Source organism: Calyptranema fuscum S582, from assembly GCF_055793305.1.
In genome coordinates, this window is the sequence record NZ_JBSLYH010000073.1 from 1 (window position 1) to 21240 (window position 21240).

Annotated in this window: 18 protein-coding genes; 9 read left to right on the forward strand and 9 right to left on the reverse strand. The window is 47.1% G+C overall.

All coding sequences use genetic code 11. From position 1 onward, the window contains the following. Nucleotides 1-28: 28 nt before the first annotated feature. The 3 genes from ACR6Z4_RS29450 to ACR6Z4_RS29460 all read left to right on the forward strand — a co-directional run bounded on the left by ACR6Z4_RS29450 (nucleotide 29) and on the right by ACR6Z4_RS29460 (nucleotide 3878). Nucleotides 29-2029 carry an ABC transporter ATP-binding/substrate-binding protein gene (locus ACR6Z4_RS29450; protein WP_479720946.1) on the forward strand — a complete coding sequence of 667 codons (2001 nt, stop codon included), beginning with the start codon at nucleotides 29-31 and terminating at the stop codon, nucleotides 2027-2029. A 338-nt stretch (nucleotides 2030-2367) separates the two neighbouring features. Further along, a complete protein-coding gene (locus tag ACR6Z4_RS29455) occupies nucleotides 2368-3207 on the forward strand; it encodes a nitrate ABC transporter ATP-binding protein (RefSeq protein ID WP_479720922.1) in 840 nt (279 codons plus the stop codon). 356 nt (nucleotides 3208-3563) lie between these two features. Continuing rightward, complete coding sequence (locus tag ACR6Z4_RS29460; protein WP_479720923.1) at nucleotides 3564-3878, forward strand: thioredoxin family protein; 315 nt, start codon at nucleotides 3564-3566, stop codon at nucleotides 3876-3878. A 473-nt stretch (nucleotides 3879-4351) separates the two neighbouring features. On the opposite strand, the gene ACR6Z4_RS29465 is transcribed toward ACR6Z4_RS29460, so the two are convergent. Beyond that, nucleotides 4352-5629: a sensor histidine kinase gene (locus tag ACR6Z4_RS29465; RefSeq protein ID WP_479720924.1), complete on the reverse strand. Its 1278-nt coding sequence runs from the start codon at nucleotides 5627-5629 to the stop codon at nucleotides 4352-4354. Between the two features lie 203 nt (nucleotides 5630-5832). Continuing rightward, entirely contained in the window at nucleotides 5833-6531 is a 699-nt protein-coding gene (locus ACR6Z4_RS29470; RefSeq protein WP_479720925.1) for a response regulator transcription factor, read from the reverse strand. A 50-nt stretch (nucleotides 6532-6581) separates the two neighbouring features. Between ACR6Z4_RS29470 and ACR6Z4_RS29475 the strand changes: the two genes are divergently transcribed. After that, nucleotides 6582-7055 carry a hypothetical protein gene (locus ACR6Z4_RS29475; RefSeq protein ID WP_479720926.1) on the forward strand — a complete coding sequence of 158 codons (474 nt, stop codon included), beginning with the start codon at nucleotides 6582-6584 and terminating at the stop codon, nucleotides 7053-7055. Nucleotides 7056-7102: 47 nt separating this feature from the next. Here ACR6Z4_RS29475 and purT read toward each other — a convergent pair whose 3' ends face one another. Then, nucleotides 7103-8320 (reverse strand): formate-dependent phosphoribosylglycinamide formyltransferase, encoded by a 1218-nt coding sequence (gene purT, locus ACR6Z4_RS29480; protein WP_479720927.1) that lies wholly within the window; start codon nucleotides 8318-8320, stop codon nucleotides 7103-7105. A 375-nt stretch (nucleotides 8321-8695) separates the two neighbouring features. Between purT and ACR6Z4_RS29485 the strand changes: the two genes are divergently transcribed. Together ACR6Z4_RS29485 and ACR6Z4_RS29490 are read left to right on the forward strand one after the other, a co-directional pair. Beyond that, nucleotides 8696-11410, forward strand: coding sequence for a cation-translocating P-type ATPase (locus ACR6Z4_RS29485; protein WP_479720928.1), 2715 nt, complete (start codon nucleotides 8696-8698; stop codon nucleotides 11408-11410). A 153-nt stretch (nucleotides 11411-11563) separates the two neighbouring features. Continuing rightward, the gene (locus ACR6Z4_RS29490) at nucleotides 11564-12055 is read left to right on the forward strand and encodes a hypothetical protein (RefSeq protein ID WP_479720929.1); all 492 of its coding nucleotides are present in this window, start codon (nucleotides 11564-11566) and stop codon (nucleotides 12053-12055) included. Nucleotides 12056-12171: 116 nt separating this feature from the next. Here the strand turns inward: ACR6Z4_RS29490 and ACR6Z4_RS29495 are convergent, their stop codons facing one another. The 6 genes from ACR6Z4_RS29495 to ACR6Z4_RS29520 all read right to left on the reverse strand — a co-directional run bounded on the left by ACR6Z4_RS29495 (nucleotide 12172) and on the right by ACR6Z4_RS29520 (nucleotide 17640). Continuing rightward, nucleotides 12172-12609 (reverse strand): nuclear transport factor 2 family protein, encoded by a 438-nt coding sequence (locus ACR6Z4_RS29495; protein WP_479720930.1) that lies wholly within the window; start codon nucleotides 12607-12609, stop codon nucleotides 12172-12174. 16 nt (nucleotides 12610-12625) lie between these two features. Continuing rightward, nucleotides 12626-13099 (reverse strand): cyanase, encoded by a 474-nt coding sequence (gene cynS, locus ACR6Z4_RS29500; protein ID WP_479720931.1) that lies wholly within the window; start codon nucleotides 13097-13099, stop codon nucleotides 12626-12628. 472 nt (nucleotides 13100-13571) lie between these two features. Next, a complete protein-coding gene (locus tag ACR6Z4_RS29505) occupies nucleotides 13572-13994 on the reverse strand; it encodes an HNH endonuclease (RefSeq protein ID WP_479720932.1) in 423 nt (140 codons plus the stop codon). Beyond that, on the reverse strand, nucleotides 13991-14350 hold the full coding sequence (locus ACR6Z4_RS29510) for a hypothetical protein (protein ID WP_479720933.1): 360 nt from the start codon (nucleotides 14348-14350) through the stop codon (nucleotides 13991-13993). Before ACR6Z4_RS29510 ends, ACR6Z4_RS29505 begins: the two co-directional genes overlap by 4 nt. 591 nt (nucleotides 14351-14941) lie before the next feature. After that, nucleotides 14942-17107, reverse strand: coding sequence for an SEFIR domain-containing protein (locus ACR6Z4_RS29515; protein ID WP_479720934.1), 2166 nt, complete (start codon nucleotides 17105-17107; stop codon nucleotides 14942-14944). Nucleotides 17108-17169: 62 nt separating this feature from the next. Beyond that, the gene (locus ACR6Z4_RS29520; RefSeq protein WP_479720935.1) at nucleotides 17170-17640 is read right to left on the reverse strand and encodes a hypothetical protein; all 471 of its coding nucleotides are present in this window, start codon (nucleotides 17638-17640) and stop codon (nucleotides 17170-17172) included. A 514-nt stretch (nucleotides 17641-18154) separates the two neighbouring features. On the opposite strand from ACR6Z4_RS29520, the gene ACR6Z4_RS29525 reads away from it, so the two are divergent. The 3 genes from ACR6Z4_RS29525 to ACR6Z4_RS29535 all read left to right on the forward strand — a co-directional run bounded on the left by ACR6Z4_RS29525 (nucleotide 18155) and on the right by ACR6Z4_RS29535 (nucleotide 21154). After that, nucleotides 18155-18664, forward strand: a complete 510-nt coding sequence (locus ACR6Z4_RS29525; protein ID WP_479720936.1) for a helix-turn-helix domain-containing protein — start codon at nucleotides 18155-18157, stop codon at nucleotides 18662-18664. 86 nt (nucleotides 18665-18750) lie between these two features. Further along, the gene (locus tag ACR6Z4_RS29530) at nucleotides 18751-19356 is read left to right on the forward strand and encodes a transposase (RefSeq protein WP_479720937.1); all 606 of its coding nucleotides are present in this window, start codon (nucleotides 18751-18753) and stop codon (nucleotides 19354-19356) included. Between the two features lie 34 nt (nucleotides 19357-19390). Continuing rightward, complete coding sequence (locus ACR6Z4_RS29535; RefSeq protein WP_479720938.1) at nucleotides 19391-21154, forward strand: SEFIR domain-containing protein; 1764 nt, start codon at nucleotides 19391-19393, stop codon at nucleotides 21152-21154. The last annotated feature ends 86 nt before the right edge of the window (nucleotides 21155-21240 follow it).

Here is a 21240-nt window from a genome sequence, read left to right on the forward strand (position 1 = left end):
CTTATCCTTCCCTCTATCCTTTTTCTCTATGTCTACATTCGTTGCTGTTGATCAAATCGAAAAAGTTTTCCCCCTCACCGGAGGCGGTGAATACGTTGCCTTGCGTGGTATTGATCTAGACATCAAGCGGGGTGAATTTATCTCTCTGATCGGACATTCCGGTTGTGGTAAATCAACGCTGCTGAATATGATTGCAGGTTTAGATTTGCCCACGGATGGCGTAGTTTCGCTGGAAGGCAAACGCATCTCTCAACCTGGTCCCGATCGCATGGTCGTGTTCCAAAACTATTCTTTATTACCCTGGCTTACAGTTCGCGAGAATATCGAATTAGCTGTTGATGAAGTCTTAACAGAATTACCCAAAGCAGAACGTCGGCAGATTGTCGAACGCCATATTGATCTGGTGGGTTTACGTCATGCTGCCGATAAACCGCCGGCTCAACTGTCGGGTGGAATGAAGCAACGGGTGGCGATCGCCCGTGCATTAGCTATTCGTCCCCGCCTTCTGTTATTAGACGAACCCTTTGGTGCATTAGATGCCTTAACTCGGGGTAATTTGCAAGAGCAACTGATGCGCATTTGCGACGAATATCAAGTCACAGCCGTGATGGTGACACATGACGTCGATGAAGCCGTGCTTTTGTCCGATCGCATTGTCATGTTAACGAACGGCCCTTCGTCAAAAATTGGTGGCATTTTAGAAGTTGATATTCCCCGACCCCGGAAGCGGATGGATGTGGTTAGCCATCCCAGCTACTACAGCCTGCGATCGGAATTGATCTACTTCCTCAACCAACAAAAGCGAATTAAAAAATTGCGATCGCGCAAAACCACAGTTCAAGCCCGTCATGGGTTAGAAAAAGTTAACTTAGAAATTGGGTTTTTGCCACTGACCGCTTCCGCTCCGCTGGTGATTGCCAAAGAAAAAGGCTTTTTCGAAAAGCATGGGTTAGATGATGTTAACTTGGTGCGGGAAACCAGTTGGCGAGGCATCGTCGATGGCATTGCAGGCAATTATCTCGATGCTGCCCAAATGCCAGCCGGAATGCCTGTTTGGCTAACGGTTGGTGGTCATCAAGAGCAACCCTTACCCATCGTGAGTGCGTTGACCATGACTCGTAATGGCAATGCTGTAACGTTGGCGAAAAAGTTCTATGAACAAGGCATTTACACCGCTTCGGAGTTTAAGCGAACGTTATTAGAATCTGATGCACAGTCGCACACACTGGGCATGGTGCATCCGTCCTCTATGCATAATATTCTACTCCGTTACTGGTTGGCAGCAGGCGGTATTGATCCCGATCGAGATGTTGCTCTGCGTACCATTCCTCCAGCCCAGATGATTGCAGACTTAAAAGCAGGAATTATCGATGGTTATTGCGTCGGTGAACCGTGGAATTTACGAGCTGCGATCGAAGGTATTGGCGTCACTGTGGCAACAGATTTAGAAATCTGGCAGGGTCATCCGGGTAAAGTCTTAGGCGTGCGGGAAGACTGGGCAAATACCTATCCAAATACGCATATTGCACTGGTTAAAGCCCTCTTAGAAGCCTGTCGCTATTGCGCTGACCCCAGCCATTCTCAGGAAATTCGCCAGATCCTATCGCGCCGGGAATATGTTAGCACCAATGTCGAGTATATTCATCTGGGTGACCCCAATGCCCAGGTTTGCCATCTCGATAGTCCGATGCGAGAGTATGCCCACCACCTGTTTCATGGAGAAGGCGTCAACCGCCCCAGCCGAACAGAGCATTTGTGGATGATGACACAAATGGCACGGTGGGGTGATATTCCCTTCCCACGTAACTGGCTGGAAATTTTAGAGCGCGTCTGTCGAGTCAGTGTGTTTAGTACGGCAGCCCGAGAAATTGGCATTTTAGATATGAAATATCATCGGGGACCGATTGAGTTATTTGATGGCATTCAGTTTGATGCCGAAGATCCAATTGGTTATCTCAATCAACTCTCAATTCGACGCGATTTTAGTGTCGCCGAAGTGGTTCTCGATGACCGCCGATCTGCCGCTTAGGTTTATGGATTGAGGGTTTAGCCGGATGCAACACACCCTCAATCTTCATGACACCGCTCTGCTGCGTCATACATGTTTCCAGGTTTTACTAACCCTGTAATGAATGGGAATTAAAGAATTTCGAGGATTGGTTGTATAGCCATTGAGTAGAGGGTTAGGACGGTGGGGTGTGGGGGCTGCGCCCTCAGCCAGGGGTGAAACCCCTGCACCTCGTTCAACCAGCCTCTCGGCTGCTATATGGGCGAATGACCGTTCGCCCTTGCAAACAATTCAATAGTCGATCTGATTTAACCCATGATCCTCAGTTATTTTTTTAGTCATTTATCAAAACAACGTACATGCTAAAACAATCGGAACTTTCACCGGCGATCGCCATTCAATCTCCTGTTTCCTCTGACTTCCTGACGATTGACAACGTTGCCAAAATTTACCCGACGCCCAAAGGAGCGTACACCGTTCTTCAGGATGTCAATCTCCAGTTTTCACAAGGCGAATTTATCTGTCTGATTGGTCACTCTGGATGTGGTAAAAGTACCTTGCTGAATATGGTATCTGGGTTTGCTCAACCAACTGCTGGTAGTGTGAAATTGCGGGGCAAACCCATCACTCAGCCGGGTCCCGAACGGATGGTAGTGTTCCAAAATTATTCGCTCTTACCCTGGCTAACGGCTTTTGAAAATGTCTATCTGGCAGTGGAGTCGGTCTATCCCAAAAAGATGGAAGCAGAACGCCGAGCCATCACCCGTGAGCATTTAGCCATGGTCGGTTTAGCCGATGCCATGGACAAAAAGCCACCGCAACTGTCCGGTGGAATGCGGCAACGTGTAGCGATCGCCCGTGCGTTAGCCATTCGTCCTGAAGTTCTTATTCTTGACGAACCGTTTGGCGCACTGGATGCGATTACTAAAGAAGAGCTTCAAGAAGAATTGTTGAAAATATGGAATGAGCATCGCTGTACTGTATTAATGATTACTCACGATATTGATGAAGCTCTATTCCTCGCCGATCGCCTGGTCATGATGACGAATGGACCTGCTGCCACCATTGGCGAAGTTTTAAACATTCCTTTTCCACGTCCACGCGATCGCGATCGCATTATGGAAGATCCGGAATACTACAAACTGCGCAACCAGGCATTGGATTTTCTTTATCGTCGCTTTGCGCACGACGACGAGTAAGTATCCTGACAAATTTAAAACCCATATTTTTTGGGAGAGTGCGGCGGAGCCGCACTCTCCCAAAAAAATGCTGATTCTGCCGGATTGTGTGTCGGAGCCATCCACTCCTGTAAGGACGCGGCATTTGGACAGGAATTTTCAGGTAAATCAAGGATGTTTTACCAAATGCTCCGCCCCTACGTTGGGGCAACACAAACTGAGTTAGAACCGGAAAAAATGGAGTGAGTCCCGTTTGAAGCACCAGTTTTTATAGCTAGACTCAGCAGTGCCTATTCAACCTTGCCGATCGCGTCTAAAATGAAAGGAATAGCTAAATTTAGTAGAGCAAACCAACCGTTTTGCAGTGAGTTAAACCTATGAGTCTTGCGGTCATCAAATTCTCTTCAGAAGATTGTGGGCTGTGCCACAAAATGTCTTTCTACGACCAAAAAGTGGTGGAAGAACTGGGGATGCAATTTGTCGATGTCAAGATGCAAGATACTGCCACTTATCGGAAATATCGCAAAATCTTACTGACTCAATATCCCGATAAAGCAGAAATGGGCTGGCCAACCTACATCATCTGTGATTCACCAGAAACCGACGTTAAGATTATCGGTGAAGTTAAAGGTGCCCATCCCAAAGGCGAATTCCGCACACGGTTGCAAGAAGTCATTGCCGAATTGAATTAAAAGAGCCGGTTACTTCAAGCCATCTGATAAACCATCTGACAAACCATTGGATAGGACTAGTACAGCAAAACGAAAGGTTTGTAAGGGGTGAAGGGGTGGAACCCCTTCTTGGGGGCGAAGCCCCCAACCCCCATGTTGCAAAATTTGGTGTTTGCAACACTAGTACAGCAAAACGAAAGGTTTGTAAGGAGTGAAGGGGTGAAACCCCTTCTTGGGGGCTTCGCCCCCAACCCCCATGTTGCAAAATTTGGTGTTTGCAACACTAGTACAGCAAAACGAAAGGTTTGTAAGGGGTGAAGGGGTGAAACCCCTTCTTGGGGGCTTCGCCCCCAACCTCCATGTTGCAAAATTTGGTGTTTGCAACACTAGTTCTGAGATAGGCAGACAAGCCATTCTGTTGCCAGTCGCTGTTTTAACTTCGTTGAAAATCTGCAATTATCTGCGATAGCCACCCTCTACTTCCTACAAGTTGCTTATGGATGAGGTTTCGATGGCAGTTCGACCTGAAATGTTGAACCTTGATCCACAACGCTCGTGACATGAAGATGCCCGCCATGAGCCTGAACAATTTGCTGCGCGATCGCCAATCCCAGTCCAAAACCACCACTATCGAGCGATCGCGCCGTATCCACCCGGTAAAAGCGATCGAAGATGTAGGGTAAGTCTGCGTCTGGAATGCCAATGCCGGTGTCGATCACTTGAATCACTGCCCAACCTGGCTGGGGAAGGAGTCGCAGCCGTACTGATCCTGTCGAAGTATATTTGCACGCATTACTGAGCAAATTTTCAATCACCTGCCGCAACAAATCTGGATCCGCCCAGACTTGAATGACCTGATCTGGTGGCTCGTACTTGAGTTGAAGTCCCTGGGCTGCTGCCAGTTCCCCGAACTGAGCAACGATTTCTGCGAGAAATGGGTTGAGGCTGAGCAGTTTGAGCGATTCCGGCGCAAGCTTGCCCTGATGACGCGCTAGCAGCAACAGATTATTGACCAGGGAACCCATTGATTTAGCACTATCGACGATGTTTTCTAAAGGTGGCTGAAACTGAGCATCATCCGATGCCAGCATCAACCCCACCTGAGCATTGGTCAGGATGGCAGAGAGGGGCGATCGCAACTCGTGAGAAGCATCGGCAGTAAAGCGTTGCAGTTGTTGATAAGACCGGCGAATAGGCTGCATGGCAATGCCGCTCAGCAGCCAACCCGTCAAGCCAATTAACCCCAATGCGATCGGCACTGCCAGAGTTAACGCCAGCTGAAGCTCTTGCAACTGATGGTGGGTTTCAGTCAGGGGGGTTGCCACCTGAAGATAGCCCAGTGTTCCGGTGCGCCCCTCAACGGGTAGCGTGATCTGACGCAACCAGCGATGGTGTTGTAATAAGGAATCTGTTGGTTGAATCGTTTGATAACCCGAAGGCGTATTGAGTTGATTGGCAGGAGCTACCCCAAAAAAACGCACCAAACGTCCTTCGGCGTTATACCAGCGCACATAAATCAAATCTTCAGCCAGGGGGTGAGATCCACTTCCCAGCAAAGGAACATTGGTGAGATCCACCGCTGTTTGATTCTGACGAACATCGTAATGAACGCTTGCTGCCATAATCCGGGTTTTGTCGAGCAGCAGGCGATCGAGCGCCTCGCGTTTGTCTTGCACCTCAATCTGGTAAATGACGCCTGCAAACAGCACTAGAATGCTCCCCATCGAGAGGGTAAACCAGCGGGCTAGATTGCGACGACTCTGATTAAACACATTCTGCTGCGAATAGAATTTTGATTCAGCTAATATCAATTCAATTTTCTAGGGCTATACATCTGACCCCTCCCAACCTCCCCTTACCAAGGGGAGGTGCCGCAGGCGGTGGGGTGTGATCTGTAGCAGTCATTTTGAGAATTGGTATAAGAATAAATTACAGATTTTGTAAGGGCGAACCGCCGTTCGCCCCTACCGTGTGGCTACCCATTTTGGGACTGGCTGTAATTTTCAGGTGGTGACAATCGATAGCCCATACCATAAACACTCTCGACCCAATCGCTGGCTTCTACTGCCTGCAAGCGTTGACGCAGTTTTCGCACTAATACGGTGATCGCGTTGCTGTCTGGCTCGGTGCCCCATTCCCATACGGCTTGCTCGATCTGATTGCGGGTCAAGATCTGGCGAGGATGGCGCATGAAGTGTTCTAGCAACTGAAACTCACGGCTGGACAGGGTGACTGATTTACCCTGTCTTTCTACCTTCAAGGAATCCAGGTGGAGGTATAGATCCTCTAAGCTCAGCGTATCTCCGACCCATAGGGGCGATCGCCGCCTCAGTGCCCGTACTCGTGCCATAAACTCAATTAAATCAATGGGTTTCACCAAGTAATCGTCGGCTCCCGCGTCTAATCCCGTTACTTTTTCAGACGTGGTATCCCTTGCCGTGATCATTAAAATAGGAGACGTTTTTCCGATCGCCCGATAATGCTGACAAAGGTTCACGCCACTGACATGGGGCAGCATCCAGTCCAGCACCAACAGATCATAGTCCTTCTCCGATAAAAGCCACTGAGCCGTTTTGCCGTCTTTGACCCCATCCACGCTATGCCCTGCCTGAGACAACGCCATCTGGAGTGGCAGCAATTGTTTCGGGTCGTCCTCGACTAGCAATACCTTCATCTTCCTGCTCAAACTTCTGAGGGCTGGTATTTCTAGCATTGAGGGTTGAGATGAAATTGCACATCCCCTGCGAGCTAGATTTTAAGTTGCCAGCAGTTGAATTACAGTCAGAAGAATGCTATGAGAATCAGGAACGGCGATCGCCAGTGATCAAACGTTGGCTACGGGCATTGGGAGGAGAATTTTGGTTGCCACTGCCATTGGTGGCGATCGCGTTTTGGCTTGGTTCTGGTATGTTGACAGCTCAAGAATTGCAGCAATCTCAGCCAACGACAACCAAGCTTCAGGCAGACACGCAGTTGAAAGCCGTTGTGTCGGTGAATATTCTGCTGATCAATGCTGTGATTAACCGCAACCAGAATATGACTCAGGTGAAGGTCGAAACCGCCGAATCGGTTGTGAAACGGATGGAACTAGAACTCGCCACAACCGATCCAGAACAGATTGAAGCGGCGATCGCCACAGAACTGCAATTGTCACGCCAGGAAATCCGCCAACTGGTTCGCTACGAAATTATCGAGTAACCGGAATCAGGATGTCGGATTTCTATTTGCGCCTATCTCACTCTGATTTATCCGGCATCATCTACCAAAACGGTGACGGCGGCGGCACTGGCTTTCGCTCGTTCTCTAGCCTGCTCCACCGTATCGCCCAGTGCCAAAGCAACCCCCATGCGACGATTGCGGTAGGCGCGAGGCTTGCCAAACAGACGCACTTTACTGGTCGGGATCTGCAACGCTTCATGAATTCCGCTGAATCGAGGATTGTCGCCCGCCGCGTTGGCTAGAATCACAGCCGATGCCCCCGGTTGAATCAGGGTAATCTCGCCGATCGGCAACCCGGCGATCGCCCGCACATGCAGCTCAAACTCAGACATAGTCTGGCTGATCAGCGTCACCATCCCGGTATCGTGGGGACGGGGACTGACTTCACTGAAGTAAACGGTTTGTTCTCCTGCACTGGCTCCCTGAATAAACAGTTCCACGCCAAAGATGCCCCATCCCCCGAGGGCTGTCGTAATCTTCTCGGCAATCTCCTGACACTGCTCTAGAGTGCCGGGATTTAGGGCACAGGGTTGCCAGGATTCTCGGTAGTCGCCACTCACCTGAATATGACCAATGGGTGGACAGAAGTGCGTCCCCGACGCCGAACGGACGGTCAGTAAGGTAATCTCGGTGTCAAAGGGGACAAAGCCTTCGACAATCACCCGCCCGCCTTTGGTGCGTCCTCCGGCTTGAGCATACTCCCAGGCGGGTTGAATTTCAGCCTCAGTGCGAACGGTACTCTGACCTTTGCCAGAGGAACTCATGACAGGTTTCACGACACAGGGTAAGCCCAACTCTGCGATCGCCTGCTGGTATTCCGCTTCCGTCTCCGCAAAGCGATAGGGCGAGGTTTTTAGCCCTAACTCCTCGGCAGCTAGACGCCGAATTCCCTCTCGATTCATCGTCAACTGAGTTGCCTTAGCCGTGGGAATGACGCGCCAGCCTTCCTGTTCCAACTCAACCAGAGTAGCCGTGGCGATCGCCTCGACTTCCGGCACAATCAGCCCCGGTTTCTCCTGCTCAACCACCTGCCGCACTTGCGCTCCGTCCAGCATATTGATCACATGCGATCGATGGGCGACCTGCATCGCAGGCGCATTGGCATAGGCATCGACCGCAATTACTTCTAACCCCAGACGCATGGCTTCAATAGCCACTTCTTTGCCCAATTCGCCGGAACCAAGCAAGAGAAGCCGTTGAGCAGTGGTGGTCAGGGACGTACCCCAGGATGACAGATCGGTCATGGTGAAACACTGAAGAAGGTTTGCTGTCCCTTCATTATCGGATGTAGGGGATCACTGCATGAAAAGTCCCGATAAGGGCGCGGCATTCGGGCAATTAACCTCTGTTCTGATGAAGATCTGCTTCCCGATAAGGGCGTGGCATTCGGGCAACCGTTCTCTGTCCTGACCAAGATATAGCAACCGAATGCCACGCCCCCACAGATCGGCACACACAGATCGACACACGCTGCCTTTCAACTTGAACAACAAATGTGATCGAAAAGTGAGTCACTAAAATCGAGCGATCACATTTAGTTCACTTTTCTCATCGACGCTAAAGGTAATGGGAAACAGCCTTGCTGCTGTGTGATTACCAAGTTCGAGTAGAGAAAACGCATGGTTGAAACACTGACGAAACGAACAACACCGAATCAATGGCATCATCTATCGGTGAAAGAGGTTGTCCGCTCTTTAGAAACCGATCCTGAAACAGGGCTTTCCACCCAGGATGCACAGGAACGGCGCGATCGCTTCGGTGCTAACGAACTGACTGCCCAGAAAGGTGAAAGTGCCTGGGTTCGGTTGTTCCAGCAATTCAACCAACCGTTGCTTTATATCTTGCTGGCAGCAGGCGTTGTCACTGCTTTCTTACAGGAATGGATTGATTCTGGCGTGATCTTCGGAGTCACAATTCTAAACGCTGTGATTGGCTTTATTCAAGAATCGAAAGCGGAGAATGCGATCGCTGCCCTGGCGGAATCTGTCACGACGGAAGCCACGATTCTGCGGAATGGACAAAAACAGGTGATTTCTTCTGGAGAACTGGTGCCGGGAGATTTAGTCATGCTGGCATCCGGGGATAAAGTCCCGGCAGATTTGCGGCTGATCGAAGTGTTTGACCTCCAGATCGATGAGTCGGGATTAACGGGAGAGTCTGTTCCCGTTGAAAAGAGCCTGACTCCACTGCCAACCGATACGCCTCTGGCAGAACGGGCAAATATGGCTTACACCGGCAGTTTAATCACCTTGGGGCGAGGACGGGGATTGGTGGTCGCCACGGGTGAGCAGACTGAAACGGGGCATTTGTCCCAGATGATGCAGCAAAGCCACAGCCTGGAAACCCCTTTAACCCGAAAAATTGATCGCTTTGGCAAAACCCTGCTGTATGTGGTTCTGGCTCTGGCAGCCTTCACTTTTGCGGTGGGAGTTGCTCAGGGACTTTCCTGGATCGAGGTGTTTAAAGCGGCGGTGGCGCTGGCGGTGAGTGCCATTCCCGAAGGGTTGCCTGCCATCCTGACGGTGACGTTGGCGATCGGGGTTTCCCAGATGGCAAAGCACCATGCCATCATTCGCAAACTGCCCGCTGTGGAAACCCTGGGCAGTACCACTGTCATTTGCTCCGACAAAACCGGAACGCTCACCGAAAACCAGATGACAGTACAGGAAATTTATGCCGGAGGAGAACTGTATCAGGTCAGCGGCGGTGGTTACGCGCCGGAAGGAGACATCACCTTTAAAGGACAGCCCGTTGATTTAGCAGAAACCCCTGCTCTGTTTGAATGCTTGCAAGCAGGGCTGTTGTGCAACGACTCTCATATTGAGGCGCAAGGGGGCAATTGGACAGTCATTGGTAGCCCCACCGAGGGCGCATTGGTGACGGCAGCTCATAAGGCAGGGCTAACCCCAGAATCCCTGGAAAGAACCCTGCCACGTCGGGCAACCCTACCGTTTGAATCCCAGTTTCAATACATGGCAACCGTGCACGATCGCCGTTCTGAGCGGTTGATTTACGTCAAGGGTTCGATTGAGGCGATCCTCAAGCGCTGCCACCAGATGCTTGATTCTGAGGGACATCCCACTGCCCTTGATGCAACCGTTATCGAACAAACAGTCGATCGCATGGCAAATCAGGGGCTAAGAGTATTGGCACTAGCCAAAAAAATGGCTACTCGCTCCAAATCCTCCCTGGATCATGCCGACATCCAGCAAGACCTGGTGTTTCTGGGACTTCAGGGCATGATTGATCCACCCCGTCCAGAAGCGATTCAAGCGATTCGCTCCTGCCAATCTGCCGGAATTCAGGTGAAGATGATCACGGGCGACCATGCCAAAACCGCTGCGGCGATCGCTCAACGCATGGGTATCACTCAAACCGCAGATGCCCCCATCCTCACCGGACGAGAACTGGCGGAGATGAGCGACATGGAACTAGCGATCGCCATTGCCCAAAGCCATGTGTTTGCCAGGGTTGCACCGGAACAAAAACTCCGCCTGGTCAAAGCCCTACAATCGAACGGTGAAATTGTCGCCATGACCGGAGATGGCGTGAATGATGCGCCTGCCCTGAAGCAAGCAGATATCGGCACTGCGATGGGCATTACCGGCACCGAAGTCTCCAAAGAAGCGGCAGATATGATTCTGACGGATGACAACTTTGCCTCGATTGAACGCGCTGTAGAGGAGGGGCGTACCGTCTATAAGAATTTGTTACGGGCGATCGCCTTCATTCTGCCTGTCAATGGCGGCGAGTCGATGACCATTCTGATTGCAGTGATATTGGCAAGCCCTCTGCCCATTCTGCCCGTACAAATCCTCTGGCTGAATATGGTGGGTTCGATCGCCCTATCGGTGCCCCTGGCATTCGAGCCACCTTCCCCCGATGTGATGCAACACCCACCACGTCCAACGAATGAACCGCTGCTCTCCCGGCGTCTGATCACCCGCATTCTGACCGTTTCCTTGTTTAACTGGATCGTCATTTTTGGCACCTTTGAGTGGGTCATCCAAACCACAGGCAACGAAACCCTGGCTCGGACGATGGCAATTCAGGCATTGGTAGCAGCCGAAGCCTTTTACCTGCTGAGCATCAGCCGATTTTTCCCAGCCGTTATTGCCAAACTGCGCGGTCAAACCGAACCCTTCGGTTATGCCGTGCTATTGGGCATCAGCGCCGCATTCCTCTTCCAACTGCTGTTTAGCCAATGGCATGCGATGAATCAACTCTTTGACACAGCCCCCTTGAATTTAAGTCAGGCTCTCCTGTGCATGGCGATCGGCGTACCCATGATTGGACTAGCCACCCTGCTCAGGCGATTCGCACCCCTCAAGTAAGCACTACTGTGCCACACAAGTGATCGAAGGCGGGGTAGGGGCGAATGGCATTCGCCCTGCCCCGGAGAATTTTAGATACGACCCATTATTGCGCTGCATTGGGCGTTCGCCGAACGCCCCTACAGGTCACCCAGACTCAACTTGTGTATACACATGAAAACGAACAACCTGAAACAAGCCATAGGTGTTTTTCCAAATCAGCAAACAGTAGAACAAGTCCTGATTGAGCTACAGAACATGAATTTTCCGATGGATCAAATCTCCGTAGTGACTAAGAATTCAGATGCAACCAAAAATTCACTAGACAAAACAAATCAGGAATCTCCTACTCGTGCAGAGGGCGCAAAAGCAGGCGCTATCCAAGGAAGCGTGGGCGTTGGCTTAACGACACTCACAATTGGATTAGGAGTTTTATTGATTCCTGGAGTGGGAGCAGCGATCGCCCTTGATAGCCTCCTGACCGCATTGTTAGGTAGTAGTCTTGCCGCTGCTGTCGGTGGGCTATATGGTGCATTTTTGGGATGCATAGATCCTGAAGAGCACGTCAAACTTTATAGAAAACAATTGGAATGGGGAAATTATCTGGTCATCATCGAGGCCACGGAACACCAAATTCTTGCTGTTGAACCTATGCTTCACCGCTGAAGTCCGCGATCGCGACGAGTTTATGATCCGTCCAAAGCTTTAGAGCAATGAAAGTCATTTTTACGGATGAGATTTTTGCTCATTGTTTGCCTTTTTTACTGGCTGACAAGGGCAACTCACTCGTTACGTTCCCAGCGAAACTTGCGATCGGATTCTTGAATGGGCACATCATTGATGCTGGCAAATCGGTGCATCATCAATCCATTTTCAGCAAATTCCCAATTCTCGTTGCCATAGGAGCGATACCAGAAACCAGAGTCGTCGTGCCACTCATATTCAAACCGCACGGCAATCCGATTTTCCAGAAAGCACCAGAGTTCTTTTTTCAAGCGATAGTCAAGTTCTTTTGCCCATTTGCGCTTCAGAAACTCCACAATTGCCACTCGCCCGTGGATAAATTCAGCTCGATTCCGCCATTGAGAATCCTCGGTATATGCCAGAGCAACTCGTTCTGGATTGCGAGTATTCCAGGCGTCTTCTGCGGCTTGTACTTTTGCCTTTGCCGTTTCCAGGGTAAAGGGCGGTAAGGGAGGTCGATTCACCGTTTCAGACATGACTAAATCTCCTGTCTCACCATTTTTTGTAGGGTAAGAACTTCCCGTTCATGATCACTTTGACGCGATCGCCCTTTGGATCTTCAACTTTTTCGATGTCTAACGTGAAGTCAATAGCGCTCATGATGCCGTCTCCAAATTTTTCTTGAATCACATCTTTCATCGGCATTCCATACACCTGCATGATTTCATAGAAGCGATAGATCAACGGATCGGTAGGAACAATGGGTCCCAATCCTTTAGTCGCATTTGCCGTCAACTCCGGGATCAGCTCATCACCAAGTCCTACCGCATTCAGCAACTGGCTGGCTTCTTCCACAGAAGCGGTTGCCTGACGATAAACGACCGCTGCAATCCACACTTCATCTCTGCCCAGCACCTGTTCGAGGTCGGCAAACGAGATGTTCTTTTTCTGTTTAGCAGCCAGAATGGTTTGAGTAATGGGGGAAAGTTGAATATCGGACACCGTTGACTCCTCTGATTTAGTCATGGCGTTAGGATATCATTGCTTGACCCCAAGAGTAGTTCCCTGGTTACATCTAGCGTGCGATCGCGCTTCACTTCAATTAATTTAGATAGTCGAGCTTTTTACAAGAAACTCCGACCTCCCTTCTCCATCTTTCAGCCTCTGAACTCAATAAATCGAGCTTCGACCTCGGAATTCTAACCTTAGGATCGTGGATTTAATAAACGTCCGGGTTTTAATTAATTTGTGATCCTTAGAACACGAAACGTCAACTGTTGATTCGTATGGGCGATACTGGATTCGAACCAGTGACCCCTTCCGTGTGAAGGAATTCCTGATTTTTCTGAAGCTTATATACGATAAGGTTTTCGGGCTTGGAGGAGAAGCATCTCTAGCCTTTTTACCCCAATCTTTACCCCAATCACAAAACGTCAGATCCTTTTGGGTCAGGTTGGTTCAGTTAAGTTCAAAGCCAACCTGAAAGAGCTATCGAATCTCAGGAGGGTAATTCCAGGACATCTGCTTCAATGAGTAGTCGGCGTTCCTCGACGCGATCGCCCCGATTAAGTTGCAGTAACCGTACAGTTACCCGCCCAACTGGGGTCAAAGGGGTAAACTCTGCCCCTGTTAGACAGAAATGGTCTGACCAGCGATCGCGCCGAGGATGGTACAAGGGAATAATTTCTCCAGTTTTAGGATCAATCGAAGCAAGATCACTTCCCTTGTGTTTGTTGCAGAGGGAACAGGAGAGAGCTAAATTATCTTCCTGCGTCAATCCTCCATGCTTCTCCGCAATAATATGGTCAACCTCGTGGGAAGCAAACGAAGCTAACTCAGGGGTGAAGCAATACTCACAACAGCCGTTAGATCGATCGTATACTAAACGGCGCAGCGCAACTGGGATATAGCTGCTACTCACGACGCACGCTGTTTCAACTTGATTAATGCCTGAGCCTTCGCAATGCGAACAAGATGCTCAAGGTATTGGTACTGCTGCCAGGCCTGTTCTTCATCTGCCGTCAACCCCTGAGTACGGTTCTTCTCCAAGAGGGAACTAATTTCGGTTTGTAGCGCTTCAGAGGGACGCAATGCGATGATTTCCTCTGGTGATGGCAATTTAGCCAGAAACTCCAGCACTTCCGCTGCTCCAGTAAAACCAACCTGAGCACCCGCATTCAATTCCCGCAACCCCAACTGTAGAATTTGAGGCAGCTTGTCCTCCAATGGGGCTAACTGGGACACCAAATCGTCAGGCAGGTTCAGCGTAATCTGCATTATTACCTCTGGGCGCTTTAGATTTAGTGTAGCAAGGGCAAGCAACCAATAAGATAGCCGACCTGATACTCTTAGTCATAGCTCTTGAAGTAGTACAGGCAAATGAGGACGGTTTATAACTAGCTGGTACACGACCGTGATCCCAAAACCATTTAGCAGGACAAGACTATAAATGTCGGTAGGCTGATAAATTTTCCGCTTAAAGCGTCATTACTTTTCCGCTACAAACTCTGGAACCCTGATTTCTTCCATTGGCAAATTCAGTATTTTGAAGTATTAATACTTTTAGCAAAACATTTTTTAACAATTCAGGAGAACATAGCGCAACCGTCTTGCAGCGATTCACACTTTAAATAGACAAATGTTAGACGAAACCCTTCAAGCTGCGGTCAATAATTAGTCAGTAGCTCACCCCAAACTACTAGGCAAGCATATGGAAGAAGCTCAGTTTGAGCGCTATAGCCGTCAGATTGAGAACTATCAACTGCCTAATCTTGATGGTAAGCAGGAGGTATTAGCAAGCACCTTGGTCATAGTGATTCGACCTTAACGGATGTAATCTACACAGCAAACCCCTCTTCGAGGATAACTTCAAGAATTCTCTTCTGGAGTATTAAGTGGTAGTTGCTCGTTCGGTTTCTGCTCTTCTTGGATAGCATTTGGATTTTGAATTTCAGGAACATCCAAACGGACTGGGGGAGGTTCTGTCGATGGCTTTTGAGGAGAGAAAAACTTGGGTTCAGTCGGTGCTGGCAGCTTCGCTGATGCAACGTCTGGTATTGCAACTGTCGGCTCTTTTCTCAGGCGGTAGCACAGTTCCCTAAAGCTTTTTTCATCTTCAAGGACATACTTATCACTCCCAATGAGGATAAGAGGAACGTGAACCAGGGACTGGGTAGAAAATACAACCGGAATAAACTTAGTGTTTCTCAATTGATCGTTATACAGATTTTGCCTGATGATTGTTCCTTCCCAGGTCACTCCTCGACCAATCCCTGGTTCTTCATCTCCTCTGAATCGCCGCTTATAGGTTTCAGTACAAACTATTAGAACAAACTCAGCCCATTCAATCCTTTTTTCCATCCATAGATCCCATCCTTGCTCTGGAGTATATGGATGTTTAGCTCTAACGTACTGATCTATATCAGCTTCTACTCCCCAATGGCTTCGTAGGGTATTTGCCAGCATTAACACACGGTCTTTGTGTTCTTCTGAATCCCAGCTATAGCTGATAAAAACTTTTGTAGGTTCTTGTGCTCCTGCTGATACCAAATTTTCTGCTGGCAAGCTGGATATTTCTGACCTATCCAAGGATGCATTAATAGAAATTGGACTGAATCGTATTCCCTTAGTATCAACCGACTCAACTTCCTTGAGATTTTCATGCAGCTTCTCACGCTCTGATTTTTCATAAAGAAAAGCTAAATAATAACAAGAAGGTATAGAGCTTTGCTTGAGACTATCAAATGAATTTTTTAACTCCTCTTTCTCAAGATGAATGTTGGCAAAAAGTTTTAGCCTGATCAAAGCTTTATGCCTGCAAGTATCTGAAAAGATAAACTCGACAGGCTTTTCTCCTAAATGAGCTATGTCTTTTTCAATCTTTATTTCGTTATTTTTACAGTGATATCGTACAAAATATCTAAATATATCTTGTACAACGTTTTCATTATAGTGCCGTCTTTTACTGGAAGAATCTTGATTATCTTCAAGCCAAAAAAACTTATATCCATCATGCTTCTCAATAAATTCTTTAAACTGAGCAATCATCTTTTCGATACACTCAATAACCTCATTCTCGTTTGAGGCCTTTAAATCGAGCGGAGGTTGACCAGATATAAATTCATATATTGCCTTAGGCAGGTTATATAACCCATTTGGATCTTGCTCAAAGTTGTATGAACCGAAGTATTCTTCATTGCTTGGGTCTTCCACAAACTTGAAGAATTCTGTTATAAGATCTGGCTTCCTAGTAACAAGATTTAGGATAGTATTCTTCTTTTTAAGCTCATCTCTAAATTTTTCAAGTACTTCATTGTCCTTATCTTTAAGAGATTTCCCAAGTGTGTTATTCAATAACGCTCTTAATTCTTCATTAGGCTTGCCTATAAGGTAGTTGCTTAGTTCATCAGAACTGATAGATTGTATTGTACGTAAGAAAACCTTTGGGACTAATATTACTGCTGTTGGTTGTTTCAATTCATAAGGATTAATTGGCAAGTAAAAACATTGATCGTCCCAATAGCCAGTATCATAATCAAATTCAACATTTGTGATTGGGAAACATTTTGTTTTAATTTTAGGATGCCTTTTACAAACGTCCAAAGTGTACTCGATTAATTCACGCTTAACAATGTTTGCCATTGCATCACTAACCTTATCTTTTCCTACACCAGGTGTGAAGATCTCAAGTGCCTTAAACAATTCTGGTGTAAAAGAAATCGACCGTATTAATTCAATTAGAGTTTGAACAACGTTTTTGGCGAACTTTCTATCTCTTCCACCTCCACGAATTCCTGTTTCTGAAAATCCTAAGCATAGTTCTGCTACTTCCCCAATTGGAAGTGTATGCTCAATCAGCAAACTATGATTATTAGGATCAGAAGCTAATAAGTAAGCAGTGTTGAAGAAGTCAAGAAATTTCTGCTTTGCATCTTTAAAGTAAGGATGTTTAGACTTGAAAACTAAAAAGGGATCAATACATAGTTTTGTATCTAGAACCATGCGTGGATCAAACCAATCGTCTTCTTTGGTCATTGAAATTCCGTAAAATTCAGAAAAATAGATTGAGCTCATAGACTTACTTATCAAACTTTTTATTACAGAATTTCAAGTGATTCATCCAAAGTAGAGCGAGCAGCTTCTGCTTCAGACAAAGCTTCTTTATAGCTGGAATTTGCACGCGCAAAACTTTCAATAATCTTTAGACTTTGTCTAACCTCTTCAAACTCTTCAGGTGTCAATTTTTTATCCTCAAACAAAACACTTATATTCTTATGAGCTTTTTGAGATTGCTCTAATAGAGATTGCACTTTTTCTTTTGCATAAGAGAGTTTGCAAAGAACTTTCACAGCTTGAATAATCTCTTCTTCCTGCTTAGACATCAGGTCTTCTCTCTTAATTTCAATAAGTCTCCTGGTACTAAAACCATTAGGAAGCTTGATAGATAACTGACCTTCATTAATTAAACTAGCAAGTTTACAAGCAGCTTCAAAACGGGCAGATCTTTGAGCTTGAGGCTTTACCTTTAAAAGTTCTTCTGGACAATAAGGAGCAACGTAGTAAGGCATTGAATTTTACTCTAATCAAAGTCATGAGATTTATGCAAGCGATACATGCGCAACAATTAGTAGCTCTGGATAATTTGTGAGACTAAAGAACTATGTGAAATGATTTCTTGCGAAAACTCTTTTTGCAATCTTGCTAAAAGCACTATATTCCTATTTAGCAATAAATATTAATTTACGTTAATCCTAGACTGTTGTTTAACGAATGTCATTTAGTACGGGCGATCTATAGTTGGAAAAAACCGTTCTGATACGGTTCCTTCCAATACAAAACCGTTGTCAGAATTGCTCCGGCGCAAAAAATCGTCATTCAAGGGCAACTGCTCACCCAACTTGAACAACTAGGGGCGCGGGTACGCTTATGTCTGGATAAGTATTCCTGGCAAAGGACCTTTTTAGCTCTGAAGGGAGGGCAGTATAATCGATTGCAAACCCGTTCAACCTTGTCAGAGAAGCTAGTAGACTACGGCGGGAATAAAGCTACCATTTAAGATAGGCTGCGATCAGAGGTTGAATCATGCCCTTGCTGGCTCCTCCACCCATCGAATTAAACGAGACGGAACGCGACGAACTGCAACAGTTAGTTCGTCGTCATCAAACCCCTCAACAAATTAGCTTGAGAGCCAACATTATCTTGTTGGCAGCGGAGGGCAAAAATCATCGGGATATTGCCCGTGAACTGGGGATCAGTCGCGAGATGGCGCGCTTATGGCGCAATCGCTGGTTAGCGCTGAAGGAACAGGAGATGCCGGTTGCCCGACGTCTGGTGGATTTGCCACGACCGGGTGGACCGATGACCTTCAGCAGCGAACAGATTCTGGAGTTGTTTGTGATTGCCTGTGAGAAACCGGAAGCCTACGGACGACCCATCAGTCATTGGACAGCGAGGGAATTAGCCGATGAAGTGGTCAAACAAGGAATTGTCGAGCGCATCTCTCCACGTCATGTGGGGCGATTATTGGCAGAGGCGGACTTGAAACCACACCAGACGCAGTACTGGCTCAATCCCCCCCCGATCCTCAGTTAGAGGAGAAGGTTCGCACGCTAAGCCAGATATACTTAAACGCTGTGGAGCGAGGGGCTAAAGGAGAACGGACCATCTCAATCGATGAAATGACGGGTATCCAAGCGCTGGAACGCAAAGCTGCGGACCAACCGATGCGCCCTGGCAGACGAGAACGGCGCGAATTTGAGTATGTCCGCCACGGTACCCAGAGTCTCATTGCCAGTTTTGATGTGGCTCAAGGTCGAATTTCCCAAGCCAATGTCGGGGAAAGCCGCACGGAGATAGACTTTTGCAAGCATCTTCAACAGTTAGTCGCAACCGATCCGGAGGCCAGCAAATGGCATCTGGTCATGGATTGCTTAAACACCCATCAATCCGAGTCGTTAGTGCGATGGGTGGCACAAGTGGAGGGAATCGACGTTGAGTTGGGGGTGAAGGGGGTATCGGGGATTCTGCAATCGATGCAAACGCGGGCCCAGTTTTTGCAAGACCCCAGCCACAAAATCGTCTTTTATTACACCCCCAAGCATTGCTCTTGGATGAATCAAATTGAAATCTGGTTCAGTATTTTGGTGCGGAAGCTACTCAGACGGGGAAATTTCAATAGCAAAGCCCAGCTGAAAACACGCATTCTTGAATTCATCGATTATTTCAACTGCACGATGGCTAAACCCTTTAAGTGGACATATCAGGGAAAGGTTCTGAAGCAGTAGCAAATGGTAGGGGAATTCACGCCAACGTGTACTAGTGACAGCGAAAACACAAGAACCTACAAAAGTCTTTATCAGCTACAGTTGGGACTCTGAAGAGCATCGGAAGAAGGTTTTGGGTCTTGCTCAAGCTTTGCGAGACGATGGAATTGACTGCATGATTGACCAGTTTGTTTTATCGCCAGACAACTGGGACGTCTGGATGCTCGATCAAATTGATGAATCAGATTTTGTTCTGATCGTTTGTTCTGAAAGATATTATCAATGTTATAGAAGAAAAGAAGAAGTTGGTAGGGGGTTAGGTGTTATTTGGGAATCAACCCTAATTATGGGAAAGATTCATGATGCTCAGGGAAAAAATAGCAAGTTTTATCCTATTTTCTTTACTTCTCCTAATAGAGCAATTATTCCTGATGGAGTTCGTACTTCTTTTTATGATTTATCGAAATACGATTTACCTAATTTAGAGACGGACCCGAATCGATTGAAAAACGATGGAGGTTATCAGAACCTTTATAGACTTCTCACTAATCAACCCATGGTAGTGCCCAAGAAGATAGGATCACTTAAGAAGCTAGAAGTACGACAATCTGGACTCTTGACTGCTTCACCCTCACAAGATGCTTGTTCCTTAACATCTTCGATATTAGAGATGAGTTCAGAAACATTACATGTAGGGCAGCAGCAAACAGCAGAGGTAGAGAGGTTAGAACAGACAGAAGAACGATTAGAGCGAAAGGTAAAGACAACAGATTTACGGGAAGAACCTATTGATCACACTAATCAATTTAGCTTTGAAAACGCAGAAACCCTTAGGCAAGATGAGCCTGTTACGTTACTAGCTGTTGCTAGTAGTAGAGAAATTCTAATTTCTAGCAGTAAAGATTATGACATAAGCATAATTAGGCTCTGGGATTTGAGAAATTATGAATTACTTGTTGAATTTGAAATCGAACCTAATATTTTAGCACTAGCAATCAGTCCAGATAATCAAATTCTTGCTACTGTTTCATCAGATAGAAGAATTACGGCATGGCAATTGACAGATTTAATTAACCAGAATACAAATCAATCAAGGGACTTATCTAAAGTACCTCGTAACGTATCAGGCGCGAGCAGCATTATCCTTTTCCGCAATAGCTTAAATGACGATCTAATAGCTGTTGGATGTGGGGACAAAGTAGAGCTTTGGAGAATCAACTCTCGTAAGAAAACTATCCTATATCCCTTTCCAAATGAGTCTTATGACTATTATGATCATGGGAACGAAGAGTATTCACCAGCTAGTATTAGTATTAATTGCCTTGCCTCCAGCCCTGACGGAAAGTACATTGCCGCAGGATGTTCACATTGGCATCATGACTCTGAAACTGACTTAGGTCGAAATATTAAAGTTTGGAATTGTCGCACGGGTGAAATAATTCATACTTTTGCAGGACATCCAGGGGAAACAAATGCTTTGGCTTTTAGTCCTGATAGTAGCGTTATTGCAAGTTGTGGCTTTGAAAATAGAATTAGATTATGGAATACAGGAACAGGGAAAGAAGTAGAAATTAGCTCTGCCATTGAAGGTATTAGCCATTTTTCTTCAGTTGCTTTTAGCTTGGATGGAGGCATATTATTCAGTGGTGAAAAGTCTGGTGTAATTAGATTATGGAATCCCCGGAGTGGGAAGCATATTCGTAATCTTGAAGGGGGTAGTGAAGCCGTAAACTTTATCTTATTCACCCATGATGGTCAGACCTTAGTAAGCGGCAACGATGATGGCACTATTAAGATTTGGAAAGGTATTAGTAAGTAGCGGTACGTCCCAAAAGATGTGAACAGCTCGTATGAATACTCTTTATTCACTCCCTCTGAGATCAAATGTCTGAGCGTTTCCCTGTT